At 70.2% G+C, this 14,883-nt stretch carries 18 protein-coding genes; 2 read left to right on the top strand and 16 right to left on the bottom strand.

Annotation, left to right across the window (positions count from 1 at the left end; translation table 11 throughout):
• Nucleotide 1: 1 nt before the first annotated feature.
• A complete protein-coding gene (locus ACIQ8J_RS05745; protein WP_403267566.1) occupies nucleotides 2-193 on the top strand; it encodes a hypothetical protein in 192 nt (63 codons plus the stop codon).
• A 41-nt stretch (nucleotides 194-234) separates the two neighbouring features.
• Here ACIQ8J_RS05745 and ACIQ8J_RS05740 read toward each other — a convergent pair whose 3' ends face one another.
• The 15 genes from ACIQ8J_RS05740 to ACIQ8J_RS05670 form a co-directional block, all read right to left on the bottom strand.
• Nucleotides 235-468, bottom strand: a complete 234-nt coding sequence (locus ACIQ8J_RS05740; RefSeq protein WP_403267568.1) for a hypothetical protein — start codon at nucleotides 466-468, stop codon at nucleotides 235-237.
• Nucleotides 469-565: 97 nt separating this feature from the next.
• A complete protein-coding gene (locus ACIQ8J_RS05735; protein WP_403267570.1) occupies nucleotides 566-1,186 on the bottom strand; it encodes an OmpA family protein in 621 nt (206 codons plus the stop codon).
• A gap of 7 nt (nucleotides 1,187-1,193) precedes the next feature.
• The gene (locus ACIQ8J_RS05730; protein ID WP_403267573.1) at nucleotides 1,194-1,754 is read right to left on the bottom strand and encodes a hypothetical protein; all 561 of its coding nucleotides are present in this window, start codon (nucleotides 1,752-1,754) and stop codon (nucleotides 1,194-1,196) included.
• Nucleotides 1,755-1,823: 69 nt separating this feature from the next.
• On the bottom strand, nucleotides 1,824-2,405 hold the full coding sequence (locus tag ACIQ8J_RS05725) for a pilus assembly protein TadG-related protein (RefSeq protein ID WP_403607761.1): 582 nt from the start codon (nucleotides 2,403-2,405) through the stop codon (nucleotides 1,824-1,826).
• 8 nt (nucleotides 2,406-2,413) lie between these two features.
• Entirely contained in the window at nucleotides 2,414-2,689 is a 276-nt protein-coding gene (locus tag ACIQ8J_RS05720) for a hypothetical protein (protein ID WP_403267787.1), read from the bottom strand.
• A 110-nt stretch (nucleotides 2,690-2,799) separates the two neighbouring features.
• Nucleotides 2,800-3,603 (bottom strand): response regulator, encoded by an 804-nt coding sequence (locus tag ACIQ8J_RS05715; protein WP_403267576.1) that lies wholly within the window; start codon nucleotides 3,601-3,603, stop codon nucleotides 2,800-2,802.
• Entirely contained in the window at nucleotides 3,593-4,849 is a 1,257-nt protein-coding gene (locus ACIQ8J_RS05710; protein WP_403267579.1) for a sensor histidine kinase, read from the bottom strand. Before ACIQ8J_RS05710 ends, ACIQ8J_RS05715 begins: the two co-directional genes overlap by 11 nt.
• 35 nt (nucleotides 4,850-4,884) lie before the next feature.
• Complete coding sequence (locus tag ACIQ8J_RS05705; protein ID WP_403267582.1) at nucleotides 4,885-5,778, bottom strand: DUF5936 domain-containing protein; 894 nt, start codon at nucleotides 5,776-5,778, stop codon at nucleotides 4,885-4,887.
• A gap of 39 nt (nucleotides 5,779-5,817) precedes the next feature.
• Nucleotides 5,818-6,753, bottom strand: a complete 936-nt coding sequence (locus ACIQ8J_RS05700) for a type II secretion system F family protein (RefSeq protein WP_403267584.1) — start codon at nucleotides 6,751-6,753, stop codon at nucleotides 5,818-5,820.
• Nucleotides 6,754-6,767: 14 nt separating this feature from the next.
• Complete coding sequence (locus tag ACIQ8J_RS05695; RefSeq protein ID WP_403267586.1) at nucleotides 6,768-8,105, bottom strand: CpaF family protein; 1,338 nt, start codon at nucleotides 8,103-8,105, stop codon at nucleotides 6,768-6,770.
• Nucleotides 8,106-8,128: 23 nt separating this feature from the next.
• Entirely contained in the window at nucleotides 8,129-8,503 is a 375-nt protein-coding gene (locus ACIQ8J_RS05690; protein ID WP_403267589.1) for a septum site-determining protein, read from the bottom strand.
• A gap of 3 nt (nucleotides 8,504-8,506) precedes the next feature.
• Nucleotides 8,507-8,875, bottom strand: a complete 369-nt coding sequence (locus ACIQ8J_RS05685) for a TadE/TadG family type IV pilus assembly protein (protein WP_403267592.1) — start codon at nucleotides 8,873-8,875, stop codon at nucleotides 8,507-8,509.
• Nucleotides 8,875-10,113, bottom strand: a complete 1,239-nt coding sequence (locus tag ACIQ8J_RS05680; protein ID WP_403267594.1) for a CpaE family protein — start codon at nucleotides 10,111-10,113, stop codon at nucleotides 8,875-8,877. The genes ACIQ8J_RS05685 and ACIQ8J_RS05680 overlap by 1 nt, the downstream gene beginning before the upstream one ends.
• A 7-nt stretch (nucleotides 10,114-10,120) precedes the next feature.
• Complete coding sequence (gene cpaB / locus ACIQ8J_RS05675; protein WP_403267596.1) at nucleotides 10,121-10,828, bottom strand: Flp pilus assembly protein CpaB; 708 nt, start codon at nucleotides 10,826-10,828, stop codon at nucleotides 10,121-10,123.
• A 69-nt stretch (nucleotides 10,829-10,897) separates the two neighbouring features.
• On the bottom strand, nucleotides 10,898-11,821 hold the full coding sequence (locus ACIQ8J_RS05670; protein ID WP_403267599.1) for a hypothetical protein: 924 nt from the start codon (nucleotides 11,819-11,821) through the stop codon (nucleotides 10,898-10,900).
• 340 nt (nucleotides 11,822-12,161) lie between these two features.
• Here ACIQ8J_RS05670 and ACIQ8J_RS05665 point away from each other — a divergent pair, with 340 nt between their 5' ends.
• Complete coding sequence (locus ACIQ8J_RS05665; protein ID WP_403267602.1) at nucleotides 12,162-13,916, top strand: chitinase; 1,755 nt, start codon at nucleotides 12,162-12,164, stop codon at nucleotides 13,914-13,916.
• A 66-nt stretch (nucleotides 13,917-13,982) separates the two neighbouring features.
• Here the strand turns inward: ACIQ8J_RS05665 and ACIQ8J_RS05660 are convergent, their stop codons facing one another.
• A complete protein-coding gene (locus ACIQ8J_RS05660) occupies nucleotides 13,983-14,858 on the bottom strand; it encodes a serine protease (RefSeq protein WP_403267605.1) in 876 nt (291 codons plus the stop codon).
• Between the last annotated feature and the right edge of the window lie 25 nt (nucleotides 14,859-14,883).

Genomic DNA, 14,883 nt, shown 5'->3' with positions numbered 1-14,883 from the left:
CATGACCCCCATCGAGTGGGAAGAGCCGTACTGCGGCGAGGGCAACAACTGCTTCCGCCTCGGGGTCGACAGTGGCGGCAACGGCTACATCGCTGTCGCCGGACAGGAGGACCGCTACCTCACCGACAGCCGTGAGGCCCTGCGGAACCTCATCCGCGAGATCAAGGCCGGCAAGGCGGACCACCTGCTCTGACCAGGACCTGCGCCCGCCGACCAGCCGCGAGGGGGCCTACGTCACCCCTCGTCCTTCTTCGCTTTGTACAGTTTGAGATCCCTGTTCACGAACAGGTGCACATAGCCACAATTCCAGCAGATCAGCCCATTCGCCGACTCGTTCGCCCAGCCGAAGTTCATGAACTCCATACCTGAGCTGTTGAGTTTCACCTCGCGTTCCCGAAACTGATCGCCCTGACAGAATGTGCACTTGATCCACACATTCCCGATAGCCGCACGTACAGGCTTGGCCACACCCTCACCTCTCCCAAGAACAACCGGAGCGGCGCAACCGTCCCGCACACACACCGCGCAGTGAACAGCATAGTCAGGCACCCGACCGGGCCCTCTTCTAGCCGCTGCTCCGGGTGAAACTGACTTCCACCCGGCGGTTCTTCTTACGGCCGTCTTCCGTGGAATTGTCGGAGATGGGATAGTCCTCGGCGTAACCCCGGATCTCGAAGGTGACATCGGGGCCGAGGGACAGCGAGAGCGCCTTCTGTACGGCGTCGGCGCGCTGCTTGGAGAGCACGAGGCCGTGTTCGTGCGTACCGAGGTTGTCGGTGAATCCGAAGACGCGGACACTGGTCGCCTTCTGCTTCTTGATCTCGGCGGCAATGCCCTGAATGCGGTCGTTGGCTTCGGGCGAGAGGTCCGCGCTGTCCATCGCGAACAGGACCTCGGCCTGGAGGGCGAACGTCACCGACGAGTTCGTGTCGGAGCGCCGCTCCTCGCCGCCCTGGTCCTCGACGATCGACTTGATGTCCAGCACCTTGGGGGCCGCGAGCGTGCCGCCTTCGGGGAGCTTGAGGTTGGGCGAGGTGCTGTCGACCTTCATGGAGGGATCGGTCGTCGCCTCGGTGCCGGGCAGTGGGGGGCTGCTCGGTGTCTCGTCGGCGTACGCGGTGGTGCCGCCGGCGGCCAGGACGAGGGCTGCGGCGATCGCTACGGCTGCGTGCCGGGTTCTGGTCATCGCGTGATCACCCGGAGACGGGGACGGTCATGGTGGGGAAGGTCGGAAGCTGGAAGTCGACCTGCTTGGTGCCGTTCGGGGGGGCGGGGAACTGAGCGAAGAAGGGGACGGTCTGGCCCGCCTTCACCCCCACGATGCCCATCGTGCAGAGGCACTTGCCGCCCGTGTCGCGCAGGACGTAGTAGCGCTTCTTGCCGACCTTGTCGACGAGCGTCGCCCCCGCCACGGAGTCGCCGCTGGCCAGCACGTCCTTCTCGGTGCCGACCCAACCGGACGTATCTACGAAGTTCTGCGCACCGGGGTTCTTCAACTGGCCTGACACGGTGAGGAATCCGCCCGAGTCACGCGCCACGCTGTTGATGGTGAGGTCGATCCCACCCTGTCCGGTGGCTTCCGCGAGCTTGACTGCGGGGTCCTGCTTCGGCGAGGAGCCGTCCGACTGCTGGCTCGCACCGGCCGAAGTCGACTGTGAACGACCGGAGTTGTTGGCGCTTCCCTTGTTGTCCTTGCCGCTGCCGCCGCATCCGGCGACGGTGAATGCCAGGGCGACCACCATCACCGCCGCCACGGCCCCCCTCCGGGGCCTCAACGTATGCCGAACACTCATCGGTGCGATTCCTCTGCTCGTCGGTCGCTGTCAGTCGACCAGTTTCACGGTGAAGATCTTCTCCAGCTTCGGCAACGGGTCGACGGGCATGTCCCGTCCGTCACACGTGATCGTGACCGGCGGCTTCGGGTCGTTACCGCCGCTACCGCCGGGCGGAAGACCGCATCGAAGCTCGATCACCGCCGTGGCGCTGGCCTTCGCGTGGTCCTGCTCCGTGCCCGGGATCACCGACTTGCCCACGGTGTACTGAGTCTGGACCGTCACGGTGAACTTGAACTGTCCGACCCGACCGGGGTGCGGATCCCACCCCGACAGGTCGGAGTGGTTCTTCGCGGCGAAACTCACGGCTTCGTGGTGGGCGGCGGCGACAAAGGTCCCGACCTTGAAGATGTCGTCCAGGCCGCCGGGCGCCGTGAGCGCGGCGAGGAGCTTCGGTCCCAGGTCTTCGCGAGCGCGCTGTGCTGCCGCAAGCGCCGCCGAATCGGCCGCCCCCTGGGCTCCGTTGCGCGTGGCCGCCGCCTGGCCGACCGCGAAGAAGGCGAACGCAAGAAAGAGCAGGCCCGCCACCATCACGACGTAGATGGGGAAGGCCTGCCCTCTGTCCTGACGCAGGTGTGGGATCAGCCGCCCGCCTTGATCTTGTCGATCTGTTCCTTGATCTTGTTGGTGATGGACGTCCCGATCCCCGTCGCCATGATCCCGCCGATGATCGCCACCACCACCAAAATGATCCCCAGATACTCGAACGACGTCTGCCCCCGGTCCCGGTCCCGGTCCCGGACGGCCCCGTCCCGCCCCGCGTACCGGCGTTGGATGCGGGCAACCGCCGTGTCCCGCCAGCCAGTTGCGCGGAGCTGGGCTGCGACGGCGGTTTTCAGCAGAGTGTCCTGCGGCATTTCGCGGCTCTCCTCCGGTTGCGGCGCTGGGTGCGTCACCGGGAACGTAAGTCGGGGCGTTCGGCACGAGCGAGGGCCCAGGGGCCCAATTCCGGGCCCAAAGTCGGGGGTTACGCATGGCTCGCCCCCAGCCAGCGTGCGACCGCCTCGCTGCGGGTCGTGCTGCGCAGCTTGGCGAAGATCCGGTTGATGTGGTTCTTGACCGTCTTCTCGCTGATGAAGCAGGTGGCCGCGATCTGCTGATTGCTCATGCCCGCCGCGATCAACTCCATCACCTCGGCCTCCCGCGAACTCAGCCTGAAATCTTCCCTGTTGCGCATGGAGACTGACCACTGCGCAGTTGACGACTGTGCCACAACCGGTTGCAGTTGCGAAAGGGATTCCGCGGAAGTGGCCGAAGTGGCAGTCGGTCGGTCCGGTTGCCCGCGTACGTGGGCGAGGAGGGTGTTCACCGCCGTGGCGGTGAAGGCCGCTCGCCCTTCCTTCATCCCCCTTACCGCCGTGACCAGTTCGTCGGCGGTGAACTCGCCGTGGACCAGGTAGCCCCCGGCCCCGAGCCGCAGGGCCTCGCGCACGATCTCGCTCTCGCGGCTGTACGTCAGCATCATCACCGGCGCCAGGCGTACGAGGTGCGGGAGCGCCGCGATGCCGTCGACGCCCGGCATGCGCACGTCGAGCAGGATCACGTCGGGGCGGTGGCGCACCGCGGCCTCGTGGGCCGCGCGGCCGTCGGCGGCCTCCGCGGCCACCTCGATGTCGTGGCGGCCGTGCAGCAGCGCGGTCAGACCGGCCCGTACGACCGGGTTGTCGTCCGCGATCACGATCCGCAGGGACCCCGTCCGGCCGTGCGGCACGGCAGCGGCGTCCTCGTGCGCCCACCCCTGCCCCGAGCCGTACGACACGTCATCCCCCATGGCTCGACCCCCTCAGTGCGCTCAGCGGGATTTCCACCCGGACCTCCGTGCCCCTTGCCGCCGTGCCCCGGCCCACCCTGATGCGGGCGCCGATCGCGGCGGCCCGTTCGACCATGCCCACCAGGCCGAAGTGGCCCGTACGTTTCAGGTCGTCGAGGGTGGTGCCGGGTGGGAGGCCCGGTCCGTTGTCGTGGACGCTGAGGCGGAGCATGGCACCCTCGACGCCCGCCGTCACCTCGATCCGGGCCGGGCCGGCATGCCGGTGCGCGTTGTCCATCGCCTCGCTCGCGATGGTGAGGAGGTGGCGGGCCACCCGCGCCGGGACGGGGGGTGCCGGGTCGCCCGGGAGGGGGGACCACACCGCGCGCACCCCGGTTCGGTGCTCGAAGTCCCGTACGTCTGAGGCGAGTTCGCGCAGCACGTCCACCTCGCCGGGCCCCTGCCTCAGGTCGGCGAGCAGTTCGCGGGATTCCGCGGCGGCCCGGCGGGCGGAGCGGGCCACCAGTTCGGCCCGGTCTCTGACCGCGCTCGGGTCCATGCGGTCGGCCGACGCGGCCAGGCCGTCGGCGGCGAGGGCCAGCCCGTGCAGGGTCTTCGCCACCGAGTCGTGCATGTCGCGGGCGAGCCGGGCCCGCTCCTCCTCGACCGCGTCGTGCACGGCGAGGCGGGCCCGGGTCTCGGTGAGGGCCTGGCTCGCGGCGCCGAAGCGGAACAGCAGATTGCGGATCGTCACCCCGACCGCGCCCGCGATCACGCAGAATCCGGGCAGCAGCAGTGCCGAGGGGTCCGCGGTGTGCGGCCGGCTCGTCGCGTACACCAGGGTCAGGATCGCCACCTGGAGGCCCGCGAAGACGCCCGCGCCGCGCCAGCCGTAGACCAGGCCCGCGAGCAGCGGGGTGCAGATGGTGACGTACCCGAGGGGGGACTCGGGGGTCGCCGTGATCAGCAGGAGCGCGCCGAGCAGCGCGTCCACGGCGAGCAGCCAGGGGTGGCGCAGCAGGAGCGGGCCGAAGCGCTCCCAGTCGCGGAACAGGACGTACGAGCCCATGAAGGTGACCAGGACCGCGGCCCCTATCAGCAGGCCCGGCGCGCCCCGGGCGGCGCCCGCGAGCGCGAACGGCGCGCCGATCGCGATCATCGCCAGGCGGAAGCCGAACACCTGGCGGCACATCGCCTGGAGTGCGTTGATCTGGAGGGCGAGGGTGGGCGGCGGCACGGACTCCGTGACCGCGCTGCGGCCGATCATGTTCAACCCCCTTGCCCCCAGGGCGAGTTGGAGGGTCACTTCGGGCCTCCCAGGAAGCCCCCGAAGTCCAGGTTGGCTCCGTAGACGAAGCCCACGCTGAGGAGGATCAGGGTGCCGGGGAGGAGGAACGTGGTGACGGCGAAGGTGGCCTTCGGTACCGCGCGGGCCGCCTTGCGGCGGGCGTTCTGCGCGTCGGTGCGGCGCATGTCGGCGGCGATCGCGATCAGTGTGTCCACGATCGGCGCGCCCAGTTCCTCGCCCTGCTGGAGCGCGGTGACGAACATGGCGACCTGTTCGGAGTCGTTGCGCTTGCGCAGTTCCTCGAAGGCCTGGCGGCGGCTGACGCCCATGTCCATCTGGCGCAGGGTGATGCGCAGTTCGTCGGCCCAGGGGCCCTCGTACTTCTCGGCGACCCGGTCCAGGGCCTGGCGGAAGCCGAGTCCGGCGCTGACGACGACGGCGAGCACGTCGAGGAAGTCGGGCAGGGTGCGCTCGATGTGGTCGCGGCGGACCCGGACGGCCGACCAGATGCCGACCTCGACCCAGAACAGCGCGAAGGCCACCATGAACAGGGCGACGATCCAGTGGCCTTCGAGCAGCATGATGAACGCGGCGGCCGCGCCGAGGATGCCGTACACGGCGCGGCGGGCCGCGTAGCGGTCGACGGTGAGGCCGCCCGGGTTGCCCGCCAAGTCGATCTGGCGGCGCTTCCTCGCGACCCGCTCGGGCCCCATCATCCGCAGCACCGCGGGCGCCCAGCGCATGCCGATCCGGTCGACGGCCGAGCCGACGGCCGTGGTGCGCGTCGCGCCGACCTCCAGCGCTATGGCGAGGTCGCTCGGGAGCTTCACCTCGGCCCGGTACATGCGGATGCCGAGGAACATCCCGTACACGCTCAGGCCCATCAGGGCCGCGAAGAGCAGTCCCATGTGGTGCTCACTCCCCTCTCTCCCACCGGTGGTGCGGGCTCATACGTCGATGCGGGACAGCCGGCGGACCACGAAGAATCCGAGTGCGTACAGGGCGATCGCGACGATGACGGCCGCCTGGCCGAGGAAGGCGCCCGTCATGCGGTCGAGGGCGCCCGGCATCACCGCGTTCAGCATGAGGAGCGCCGCTATGCCGAAGCCGGGTACGGCGTACGCGGTGACCGTGACCTGGGCGAGGGTGGTGCGCACCTCGCGGCGGGTCTCCTTGCGCTCCTCCAGGGTGGTGGTCAGGTTGCGCAGCGAGCTGACGACGGTACCGCCCGCCCGGTTGGAGAGCACCAGCGTCGTGACGAGGACGACCAGTTCGCGTGACGGCAGGCGGTCCGCGAGTTCGCCGAGCGCGTCGTCCAGGGATTCGCCCATGGCGAGCCGGTCGGTGACCCGGCCCAGTTCCTCGCCCGCCGGGGCCTCCATCTCCTCGGCCGCCATGGCGATCGCGGTCCGCAGCGCGAGGCCGGCCTGGGTGGCGTTGGCGAGGATCCGGGACAGTTCGGGAAGCTGGTTGATGAAGCGCTCGATGCGTTTCTGGCGCTGCCAGTTGAGGAACGAGTTGGCGCTCCACAGTCCGGCGAGGCCCGCGAGGGGGCCGAAGAACGCGGCGAGTACGGAGGCGGCGATCAGCCACAGGGCGGCCACCCCGGCCAGCATGTAGACGAAGAACTCGCCGGGGGTCAGGTCGAGGCCGGTGGCGGCCAGCTTCCGTTCGATGCGGCGGCCCAGCTTCGTACCGCGCAGTCGGCGGTCCACGCCCCGGAACGGGCGGTGCCGGCCGGCCGCGGCCGGGGCGCCCGGGTTGCTGAGCCGGTCGATCAGGGCCTCGCGCTGGGCCCGGCCCGCGGCGTACGAGCGCAGCCCCAGGACCGCGAGGACCCCGGCGAGCAGGGTGACGCCGAGCGTGAGGAAGGAGAGGTTCATCGGCGCGATCCCTGTCAATTGGCGTGCCGGACGGCGAGCTGTTCGGCGCGGGAGGCGACGCCGTAGGCCTGCGGGACGGGCTGGTTGGCGAGGTAGAGGCGGTCGGCGACGCGGCGGGGCAGCGGGAAGTACTGGAACCGGCCGTGGATGCGGCCGTCCGCCGCCATCGGCTGGGCGTCGAAGCGGCAGACGGTGGTGATGCGGTACGGGTCGCGGCCGTGCGATTCGAGGACCGCGATCTCGGTGATCTTGCGGGCGCCGTCGGCGTGCCGGGTGAGCTGGACGATGACGTCGACGGCCGAGTTGATCTGGTCGTGCAGCGCTTCGAAGGGGACCTCGACCTCCGACATGGAGGCCAGGGTCTGGAGCCGCATCAGGGCGTCCTCGGCGCTGTTGGCGTGGACGGTGGCGAGCGAGCCGTCGTGGCCGGTGGACATCGCCTGGAGCATGTCGAGCGACTCGCCGCCGCGTACCTCACCGACCACGATCCGGTCGGGGCGCATGCGCAGCGAGTTGCGCACCAGGTCGCGGATGGAGATGTGGCCCTTTCCCTCGACGTTCGGGGGCCGCGATTCCAGCCGGATGACGTGGGCCTGCTGGAGCTGGAGCTCGGCGGAGTCCTCGATGGTGATGATGCGCTCATGCGGCGGGATCAGCCCGGAGAGCGCGTTGAGCAGCGTCGTCTTCCCGGTGCCGGTGGCCCCCGACACGATGATGTTGAACCTGGCCTGGACGAGCCCGGCGAGCAGCAGCAGCATGTGCTCGTCGAGCGAGCCGAAGGCGATCATCTCCTGGAGCGTGAAGGACCTCGGGAAGCGGCGGATGGTGAGGGTGGCGCCGGTCAGCGAGAGCGGCGGGATGATCACGTTGACGCGTTCGCCGGACGGCAGCCGGGCGTCGACCATCGGATTCGACTCGTCCACGCGGCGGTTGACGGTCGACACGATCCGCTCGATCGTCTGCATCAGCTGCTCGTGCGAGGCGAACCGCAGCGGCAGTTGCTCCACCCGGCCGCCGCGCTCCACGAATATCTGGTCGGGGCCGTTGACCATGATCTCGGTGATGGAGGCGTCTTCGAGGAGCGGTTCGAGGATGCCGAGGCCGAGCGCCTCGTCCACCACGCGCCGGATGAGCTGGGCGCGCTCGGTGGTGGAGAGCACCGGGCCCTCGCGGCTGATGATGTGCCCGAGCACCCGCTCCAGGCGGGCCCGGCGCTCGGCGGCGGCCAGCGAGGACATCTCCGCGAGGTCGATCTCCTCCAGGAGCTTGGCCCGGAAGGAGGCGACCAGATGGCCGTCCTCGGGCCCGGCGCCGCTCTCCTCGGGGACGGCGATGCGCGCCCGCAGGCTCATGTCTCGTCTCCAGTCATGTCGGGTCAGTCCTGGTGCAGCTTGGGCATGGTGGAGGTGCGGGTGGCGGTGCCGAAGTCGGAGATGCCGGGGATGACGCTGGGGATCTCGACGGTCACCGTGTACGTCGCCTGGCCGCCGCCCACCGACCCCTCGGGCTTGGGATGCAGCCACCCGCTGACCGCCGCCGCCACGGCCGCCTGCGGGCTCACCCCCGCCGGGTCGTCCAGGCTCGCCGCCCGCGCCGCCGCCCGCGCCCCCGTCCCCGCCTGGTTCGCGGCGTACGCGGCGACGCCGAGCTGGATCGCGGCGAGGCCGACGAGCAGCAGGATGGCGACGAACCCGATGTATTCGAGGGCGACTTGGCCCCGGTCGCGTGCTCCTCGCGTACGGACACCCATGGCTCAGCCCTCCTTCACGTGGGCGGCGGTGCCGTCGATGGGGTACCCGTTGAGGACACCGGGGATCAGGACGGGGATGCGCAGGGTGACCTTGGCCCGGTACATGCCGCCGTCCGGCGCGCAGTCGATGGCGGAGTCCCACGCGGAGGGCAGTTCCTTGCGCGCGGCGGAACCGCAGGCCACCGCCGCATCGCCCGCCGCCGCCGCGCCCGCCCGCGCCCCTTCGTCCGCCGCGTTGCCCGCGAGGACGAACGTGTAGCCGACCAGGGCGCACTGCCACAGCGCGACGAGCAGCACAATGATCAGCGGGACCACGCCGATGAACTCGATGACGGTCTGGCCCCGGTCCCGTTCGCCGGCCCGGATCCGCATCAGCCGCCCCTCCGCCTGAGCACGAGGCCGGAGCCGCGGGCCGCCCGCGCCCTGGCTCTCCCCTCCGGGGCCTTCAGGAGGCCGAGCTCGCCCGCGAGTGCCCACAGGGCCTGCCTGACGGTGCTCTTGCCGTCGAGGTCGTGGAGGCGGCCCGCGTCGACCACGGACTGGAGTTCCTTGAAGTGGGCGGGGACGGCGGTCTGCGCGACCCGGGTGCCGGTGATCTTCTGGACGAGCGGGGGCTGGATCTCGGTGTGCCGGGTGTGCCGGTTGACGACGCTGGTGGTCTCCTCGGCCTTGCGGATCTGGAGCCGGTCCCACATCCGTACGGTCCGCTTGGCGCCCCGTACCGACACCACGTCGGGGGTGGTGACCAGGAGGGCCGTGTCGGCCATTTCGACGGCGGCGGCGTTGGCCGCGTTCATCTGGGTGCCGCAGTCCACGACGACGGCTTCGTAGCGGGTGCGCAGGGCGCCGATGATCTGGCGGGCGGCGCGGTCGGTGACCTCCTCGCCGCGTTCGCCCTCGCCGGGGGCGAGCAGCAGGGCGAGTCCGCTCTCGTGGTTGAAGACGGCGTCGGCGAGGACGCGGGGCGAGATGTCGGTGATCGCGGCGAGGTCGGCGACGGAACGCCGGAACTGGACGTCGAGGTAGGAGGCGACGTCGCCCGCCTGGAGGTCCATGTCCACGAGGACGACGGTGCGGCCCGACGCCCGTGCGGCGAGCGCCAGTTGGACGGCGACCAGGGTGGTGCCGACGCCTCCCTTGGCGCCGGTGACGGTGGTGACGGTGCCGCCGGGTCCGGTGAACACGTCGAGGCTCGCGCCCAGGTGGCGGCGTACGCCCGCGGACCACTGGGCCGCCGCCTGGACGCGTACCGCGAGCTCTTCGTAGGACAGGGGCAGCGCGACCAGGCCGCGGGCGCCGGAGTCCATGGCGGCGGAGAACACGGCGGGTCCCGCGTCGGAGGAGATCAGGACGACGCCGACGGCGGGGAAGCGCAGGGCGACCTCGCGGATCAGCTCCAGGGCCGGGACCGGGCCGATGCGTTCGTGGACGAGGACGACCTCGGGGAGTTCGTCCAGGGACTCCCCCGCCAGTCTGGCCAGGGTGTCGAGGAGGTGGGTGGAGTCGCCGACGGGCATGGCGGGTTCGGCGTCGGGGAGCTGGCTGAGCAGGGTGGTGACGGAGCGGGCGGCGTCGGCGTCGGCGACGGCCGCGAGGATTCTGGTGGCCATCCGCGCCTCACTGGTCCTTTTCGAGCCGGTACGTACGGTCACCGGGCGGGATCGTGGTGTCGCCGTTGCCCCGGCCGACGAGCGCGAGGCGGACATGGGTGGCGAACGACTCGGCGTAGGCGACCCGTTGGGCGTCGAGGGTGTTGAGGGCGAAGGTGATCGGGACGGCCTGGGTGGCCTGGTTCTTGGCGGAGGCGTCCGGGTTGAGCGCCTGGACGGCGCCGACCTGGATGACCCGGGCGTTCGCAACGATGAGCTTCGAGACGGGGGTGTCACCCTGTTTGGTGGCGGCGAAGGTGGCGAAGATGTTGACCGTGTCGCTCCCGTTGATCTTTCCGGCGACCCCGGTCGACGCGTCGATCATAATGGCGATCTCCTGCTCGCCCGGCTTGAGTTCGGGCCGGTCGGTGAACATGCCGTCCTGGAGCAGCGATCCGGCCGTGAGCCGCGTCGCCGCCATTTTGCCGTTGACGTCGGAGATGTCGGTGACCGCGCCCTGCGACAGCCAGCGCTTGGGCATGCTCGTCCTCGCGAACAGGTCCGCCTTCAAGGGGGTGTAGGCGGCGATGTCCGACTTGAGTTTGTACACCGTCACTTCCGGCCCCACCTTGGAGTTCACGTCGCTGATCACCGTGAGCACCCCGGCGAAGGCGCCGAGGGCGCACAGGACCGAGAGGAGGAGAAGGATGATGCCGCGGCGCTGGCGGGAGTTCATGGACCGTACGACCTCGTTCGCTGACGTGGGGCAGAGCGGGCACAGGGCGGGCGCGTGGAGTGTGTCGGGTCAGGGGCCCGGGGCGATGGCGCGGCGGCGTTCGGCCCGGGTGAGGGGGCGGGCGCGGTAGGCGGAGGCGGGGACCGGACCGAGGGCGGCGGGGCCCGGCTCCTCGTCGGGGGGCTGCTCGGAGGCGCAGAATCCGCAGCGGTCGCCGATGAGCTCCATGGCGCACCACCGGCACTGTTCGCGCCGTACGGAGGCGACGAGTTGGTAGAGGACGGAGATGTCCGGCAGGTAGGCGGCGAACTCGGTGAGCTTGCCGGTGCCCCACCAGGCCGCCGAGTCGACCGGCACGGCCGCCTCCTGGACGGCGGTGACCTGCCAGGCGGGGGCGAGGGTGGTGGTCACCCAGCCGGGGTTGACGGTGCCGGGGGCGAGCAGCAGGTGGCAGGCGAAGTCCGGTCCGGTGAGAGGGTCCGCGGAGCCGATCTTGACGAGCTGCGGGGCCGGATTGGCGAGGACGGCGAACTGGCTGCCCGGCATCCAGGACTTGGCGTGCGCGGTGAGGCCGACCGGGATGCGGTCGAGCCGGGTCACGGAGTTGAGGACGGCTCCGGCGTGGATGTAGTGGGAGAGCAGCCGGGCCGCCGAGGCGACCACTCCGGGGCTGAAGTCGCAGACCGACAGCTGCCTCAACTGCCGTACCAGGATGGCGAGTCCGAGCGGCGGAAGCGCGGATTTGATCAGGGTGATCCGATCCGTTTCCAGGAGTGAACGAACGGTATGCAGCCGCCTTTCGTGAGCGGCGGGAATTGACGCCGGATAGCACGCGATGACGTATCCGTGCTGTTCCAGGAGGCGGTGCATGTCGACGAGTGCCGCGTCCAGGGGCTGGGCCCGGGGCGACTGGAGCAGGGCCGCGAGCGGCGTCTGCGGATCGGTCGGCGGCAGCACCAGATCGGGGCTGGTCACGGCTATCGCGGTCGGCACGTCGCGGGCCCCCGTTCACTGATCGCGGTCGCCACTGCGCGGCCCCCGTTCCGTTCGGACGCGCGAGCCTGTGCGAGCCCCCACGACCGCGACTGATCCCTGCAATTCCCACCTGCACCAGCACTTTATCCACGACTTACCGGCCGGAGAACCGTCTTCCCCTTTCCTGTGTGCTCCCCCGGCCGACTTTGATGCGGGTGGGACGGAAGTTGCGTTCAAAGTCAGCCAGTCCGGGCCCGCCTCCCGGCCGGAATTGATCCTTCGGCTCCCGGGGTCCGGGCGGCGGCCGCACGCGTACGGATCGCTGCCAGAGGTCTTGACAACCCAATTGGTCTGGACCATGTTGTGCGACCAAGGCGCCCCTCCCCCTCCCACCTCCCAACTCCCCCACCGGAGGCAGCAAGTGAACCGCGCGAGACACGCAAGGCTCGCCCTGGCCGTAGCCGCGGCCGGCGCCCTTTCGCTGGCCGGGCTCTCCGGCACCGCCCAGGCGGCCGACGTCAACAACGCCCAGAACGCCGGGTTCGAGTCGGGCCTGACCGGCTGGAGCTGCTCGGCCGGCAGCGGCACCACCGTCGCCGCGCCCGTGCACAGCGGGGCCGCCGCCCTCAAGGCCACCCCGTCGGGCTCCGACACCGCCCAGTGTTCGCAGACCGTCGCCGTGCGGCCCAACTCGACGTACACGCTGAGCGCCTGGGTGCAGGGCAGTTACGTCTATCTCGGCGCGAGCGGCACCGGCACCACCGACGTCTCCACCTGGACGCCGGGCACCGGCAGCGGCTACAGCCAGCTGTCCACGACGTTCACCACCGGAGCCTCGACGACCTCGGTGCAGATCTACACGCACGGCTGGTACGGCCAGAGCGCGTACTACGCCGACGACATCTCCGTGTACGGCCCCGACGGCGGCGGCAGCAGCCCGTCGCCGACCGTTCCGGCGGCCCCCGGCGGCCTCGCGGCCGGCTCGGCCACCTCGTCCTCGGTGAACCTGTCGTGGGGCGCGGTGTCCAACGCGACCGGCTACAACGTCTACCGGGACGGCACCAAGGTGCAGTCGGTGACGGGCAGTTCGGCGACCGTGACCGGGCTGAGCGCGTCGACCTCGTACCAGTTCCAGGTGACCGCGACCAATGCGGCGGGCGAGTCCCCGAAGTCGGCGGCGGTCACCGCCACGACCTCGGCGACCGGCGGTCCGAGCGGCGGCGGGAACGTCCCCAGGCACGCGGTGACCGGCTACTGGCAGAACTTCAACAACGGCGCGACCGTCCAGAAGATCAGCGACGTGCCGTCGGACTACGACATCATCGCGGTCGCCTTCGCCGACGCCACCACCACGCCGGGAGCGGTGTCCTTCACCCTGGACTCGGCCGGGCTCGGCGGCTACACCGTCGACCAGTTCAAGGCGGACATCGCCGCCAAGCACGCGGCGGGCAAGTCCGTGATCATCTCGATCGGCGGCCAGAACGGCACGATCTCCGTCAGCGACTCCGCATCGGCGGCGAACTTCGCCGGCTCGGTGTACTCCCTGATGCAGACGTACGGCTTCGACGGCGTCGACATCGACCTGGAGAACGGCCTCAACTCCACCTACATGACACAGGCGTTGAAGTCGCTCGCCGCCAAGGCGGGCAGCAGGCTGGTCATCACGATGGCCCCGCAGACCATCGACATGCAGTCCCCGTCGAACGAGTACTTCAAGACGGCGCTCAACATCAAGGACATCCTGACCGTCGTCAACATGCAGTACTACAACAGCGGTTCGATGAACGGCTGCGACGGCAACGTCTACTCCCAGGGCACGGTCGACTTCCTGACCGCGCTGGCCTGCATCCAGCTCCAGAACGGCCTCGACCCCTCGCAGGTCGGCCTCGGACTGCCGGCCTCCACGAGCGGCGCGGGCAGCGGCTACGTCTCCCCGTCGGTCGTGAACGCGGCCCTCGACTGCCTGACCCAGGGCACCGGCTGCGGCTCCTTCAAGCCGTCGAAGACGTACCCGGGCCTGCGCGGCGCGATGACCTGGTCCACCAACTGGGACGCCAAGTCGGGCAACGCCTGGTCCGGCGCGGTCGGACCGCACGTCCACGCCCTGCCGTAGCACGGACCCGGCATGGCAGCGGCGCCTCCGCTCCGGCGGAGGCGCCGCTGTCTCAGCGGTCGGGCGTTACGGCTTGGGGAGTGTGCAGCCCGGCAGGCTCAGATCGATCGTGCTGCCGGCGCCTATGCAGGGCACGATGATGTACGTCTCCTGGGCGTAGTTGATGCCCTGGTGGATGGTGACGTTGCCGTTCCCGTCGACCTCGCACGGGTTGTTCTCCGTGCAGGTCTCGCCGTTCTCGTTGCCGGTGTTGTTGACGGCGACGACCTTGCCGGTCGCCGTGTCGATCACCGGGGAGCCGGAGGTGCCGCCGATGGTGTTGCAGGACGAGGTGTAGCGGACCGAGTCCTTCCAGGTCCAGTCGCCCTCCTTGAGCTGGTAGACGAAGCCGTCCACGTTGCAGTTGTAGGTCCGCTTCCAGTACCCGGAGACGACGGTGATGCCCGAACCGGCCACCGGGTGCTGGTCGTTGAGGGTGAGCGCGCTGATCCCGTACTGGCTCTGGATCTGGGCGTACGTCTCGTTGAGCTGGTAGATCGAGATGTCCGTGTCGGTCATCGTGGCGTACGAGACCTTACTGGCGCGCAGGGTGGCGACCGGGGATCCCGACCCGTTGAGCAGCGAGAAGGAGCGGGACGAGGGCTGGTCGGTGATGACCTCGCCGGCGGCGGGGAATCCGGTTTCCAGGCAGTGGCCGTTGGAGAGGACGAGCGCGGGGTCGTCCGGCTGCGCGCCGGGCGCGCGGACCACGGAGCCCGAACAGTTGCTGAGCGCGACCGTCCCGGCGAAGTCGACCGCTTGCGCCTGCGCGGATTTCGCGGCTTTCGCGGTCTTCGCCGTGGGAACGGCCGGCGCGGCGGAACTCTGCGCGGCCAGGGCCGGGGCTGCCGATGCTCCGACGAGGAGCAGGCCGAGCAGCGCGCCGACGAGAGGCTTCTTCATGTGGGGGTTCCCCTCTGAATGACGG

It is taken from the genome of Streptomyces sp. NPDC094147, assembly GCF_044764265.1.
In the GTDB taxonomy this organism is placed as follows: Bacteria; Actinomycetota; Actinomycetes; order Streptomycetales; family Streptomycetaceae; genus Streptomyces.
Note: the sequence above shows the minus strand (reverse complement) of the source record. Positions and strands in the feature narration are given on the sequence as shown.

Bases quoted from the DNA above. Each gene is read 5' to 3' on its own strand.
- cpaB (WP_403267596.1), bottom strand. From the start codon at position 10,828: ATGAACTCCCGCCAGCGCCGCGGCATCATCCTTCTCCTCCTCTCGGTC.
- ACIQ8J_RS05695 (WP_403267586.1), bottom strand. From the start codon at position 8,105: ATGAGCCTGCGGGCGCGCATCGCCGTCCCCGAGGAGAGCGGCGCCGGG.
- ACIQ8J_RS05705 (WP_403267582.1), bottom strand. From the start codon at position 5,778: ATGGGACTGCTCTTCGCGGCCCTGATGGGCCTGAGCGTGTACGGGATG.
- ACIQ8J_RS05735 (WP_403267570.1), bottom strand. From the start codon at position 1,186: ATGACCAGAACCCGGCACGCAGCCGTAGCGATCGCCGCAGCCCTCGTC.
- ACIQ8J_RS05665 (WP_403267602.1), top strand. From the start codon at position 12,162: ATGTTGTGCGACCAAGGCGCCCCTCCCCCTCCCACCTCCCAACTCCCC.
- ACIQ8J_RS05685 (WP_403267592.1), bottom strand. From the start codon at position 8,875: ATGCGGATCCGGGCCGGCGAACGGGACCGGGGCCAGACCGTCATCGAG.
- ACIQ8J_RS05700 (WP_403267584.1), bottom strand. From the start codon at position 6,753: ATGAACCTCTCCTTCCTCACGCTCGGCGTCACCCTGCTCGCCGGGGTC.
- ACIQ8J_RS05660 (WP_403267605.1), bottom strand. From the start codon at position 14,858: ATGAAGAAGCCTCTCGTCGGCGCGCTGCTCGGCCTGCTCCTCGTCGGA.
- ACIQ8J_RS05745 (WP_403267566.1), top strand. From the start codon at position 2: ATGACCCCCATCGAGTGGGAAGAGCCGTACTGCGGCGAGGGCAACAAC.
- ACIQ8J_RS05690 (WP_403267589.1), bottom strand. From the start codon at position 8,503: ATGGGTGTCCGTACGCGAGGAGCACGCGACCGGGGCCAAGTCGCCCTC.
- ACIQ8J_RS05710 (WP_403267579.1), bottom strand. From the start codon at position 4,849: ATGATCGGCCGCAGCGCGGTCACGGAGTCCGTGCCGCCGCCCACCCTC.
- ACIQ8J_RS05720 (WP_403267787.1), bottom strand. From the start codon at position 2,689: ATGCCGCAGGACACTCTGCTGAAAACCGCCGTCGCAGCCCAGCTCCGC.
- ACIQ8J_RS05680 (WP_403267594.1), bottom strand. From the start codon at position 10,113: ATGGCCACCAGAATCCTCGCGGCCGTCGCCGACGCCGACGCCGCCCGC.
- ACIQ8J_RS05715 (WP_403267576.1), bottom strand. From the start codon at position 3,603: ATGGGGGATGACGTGTCGTACGGCTCGGGGCAGGGGTGGGCGCACGAG.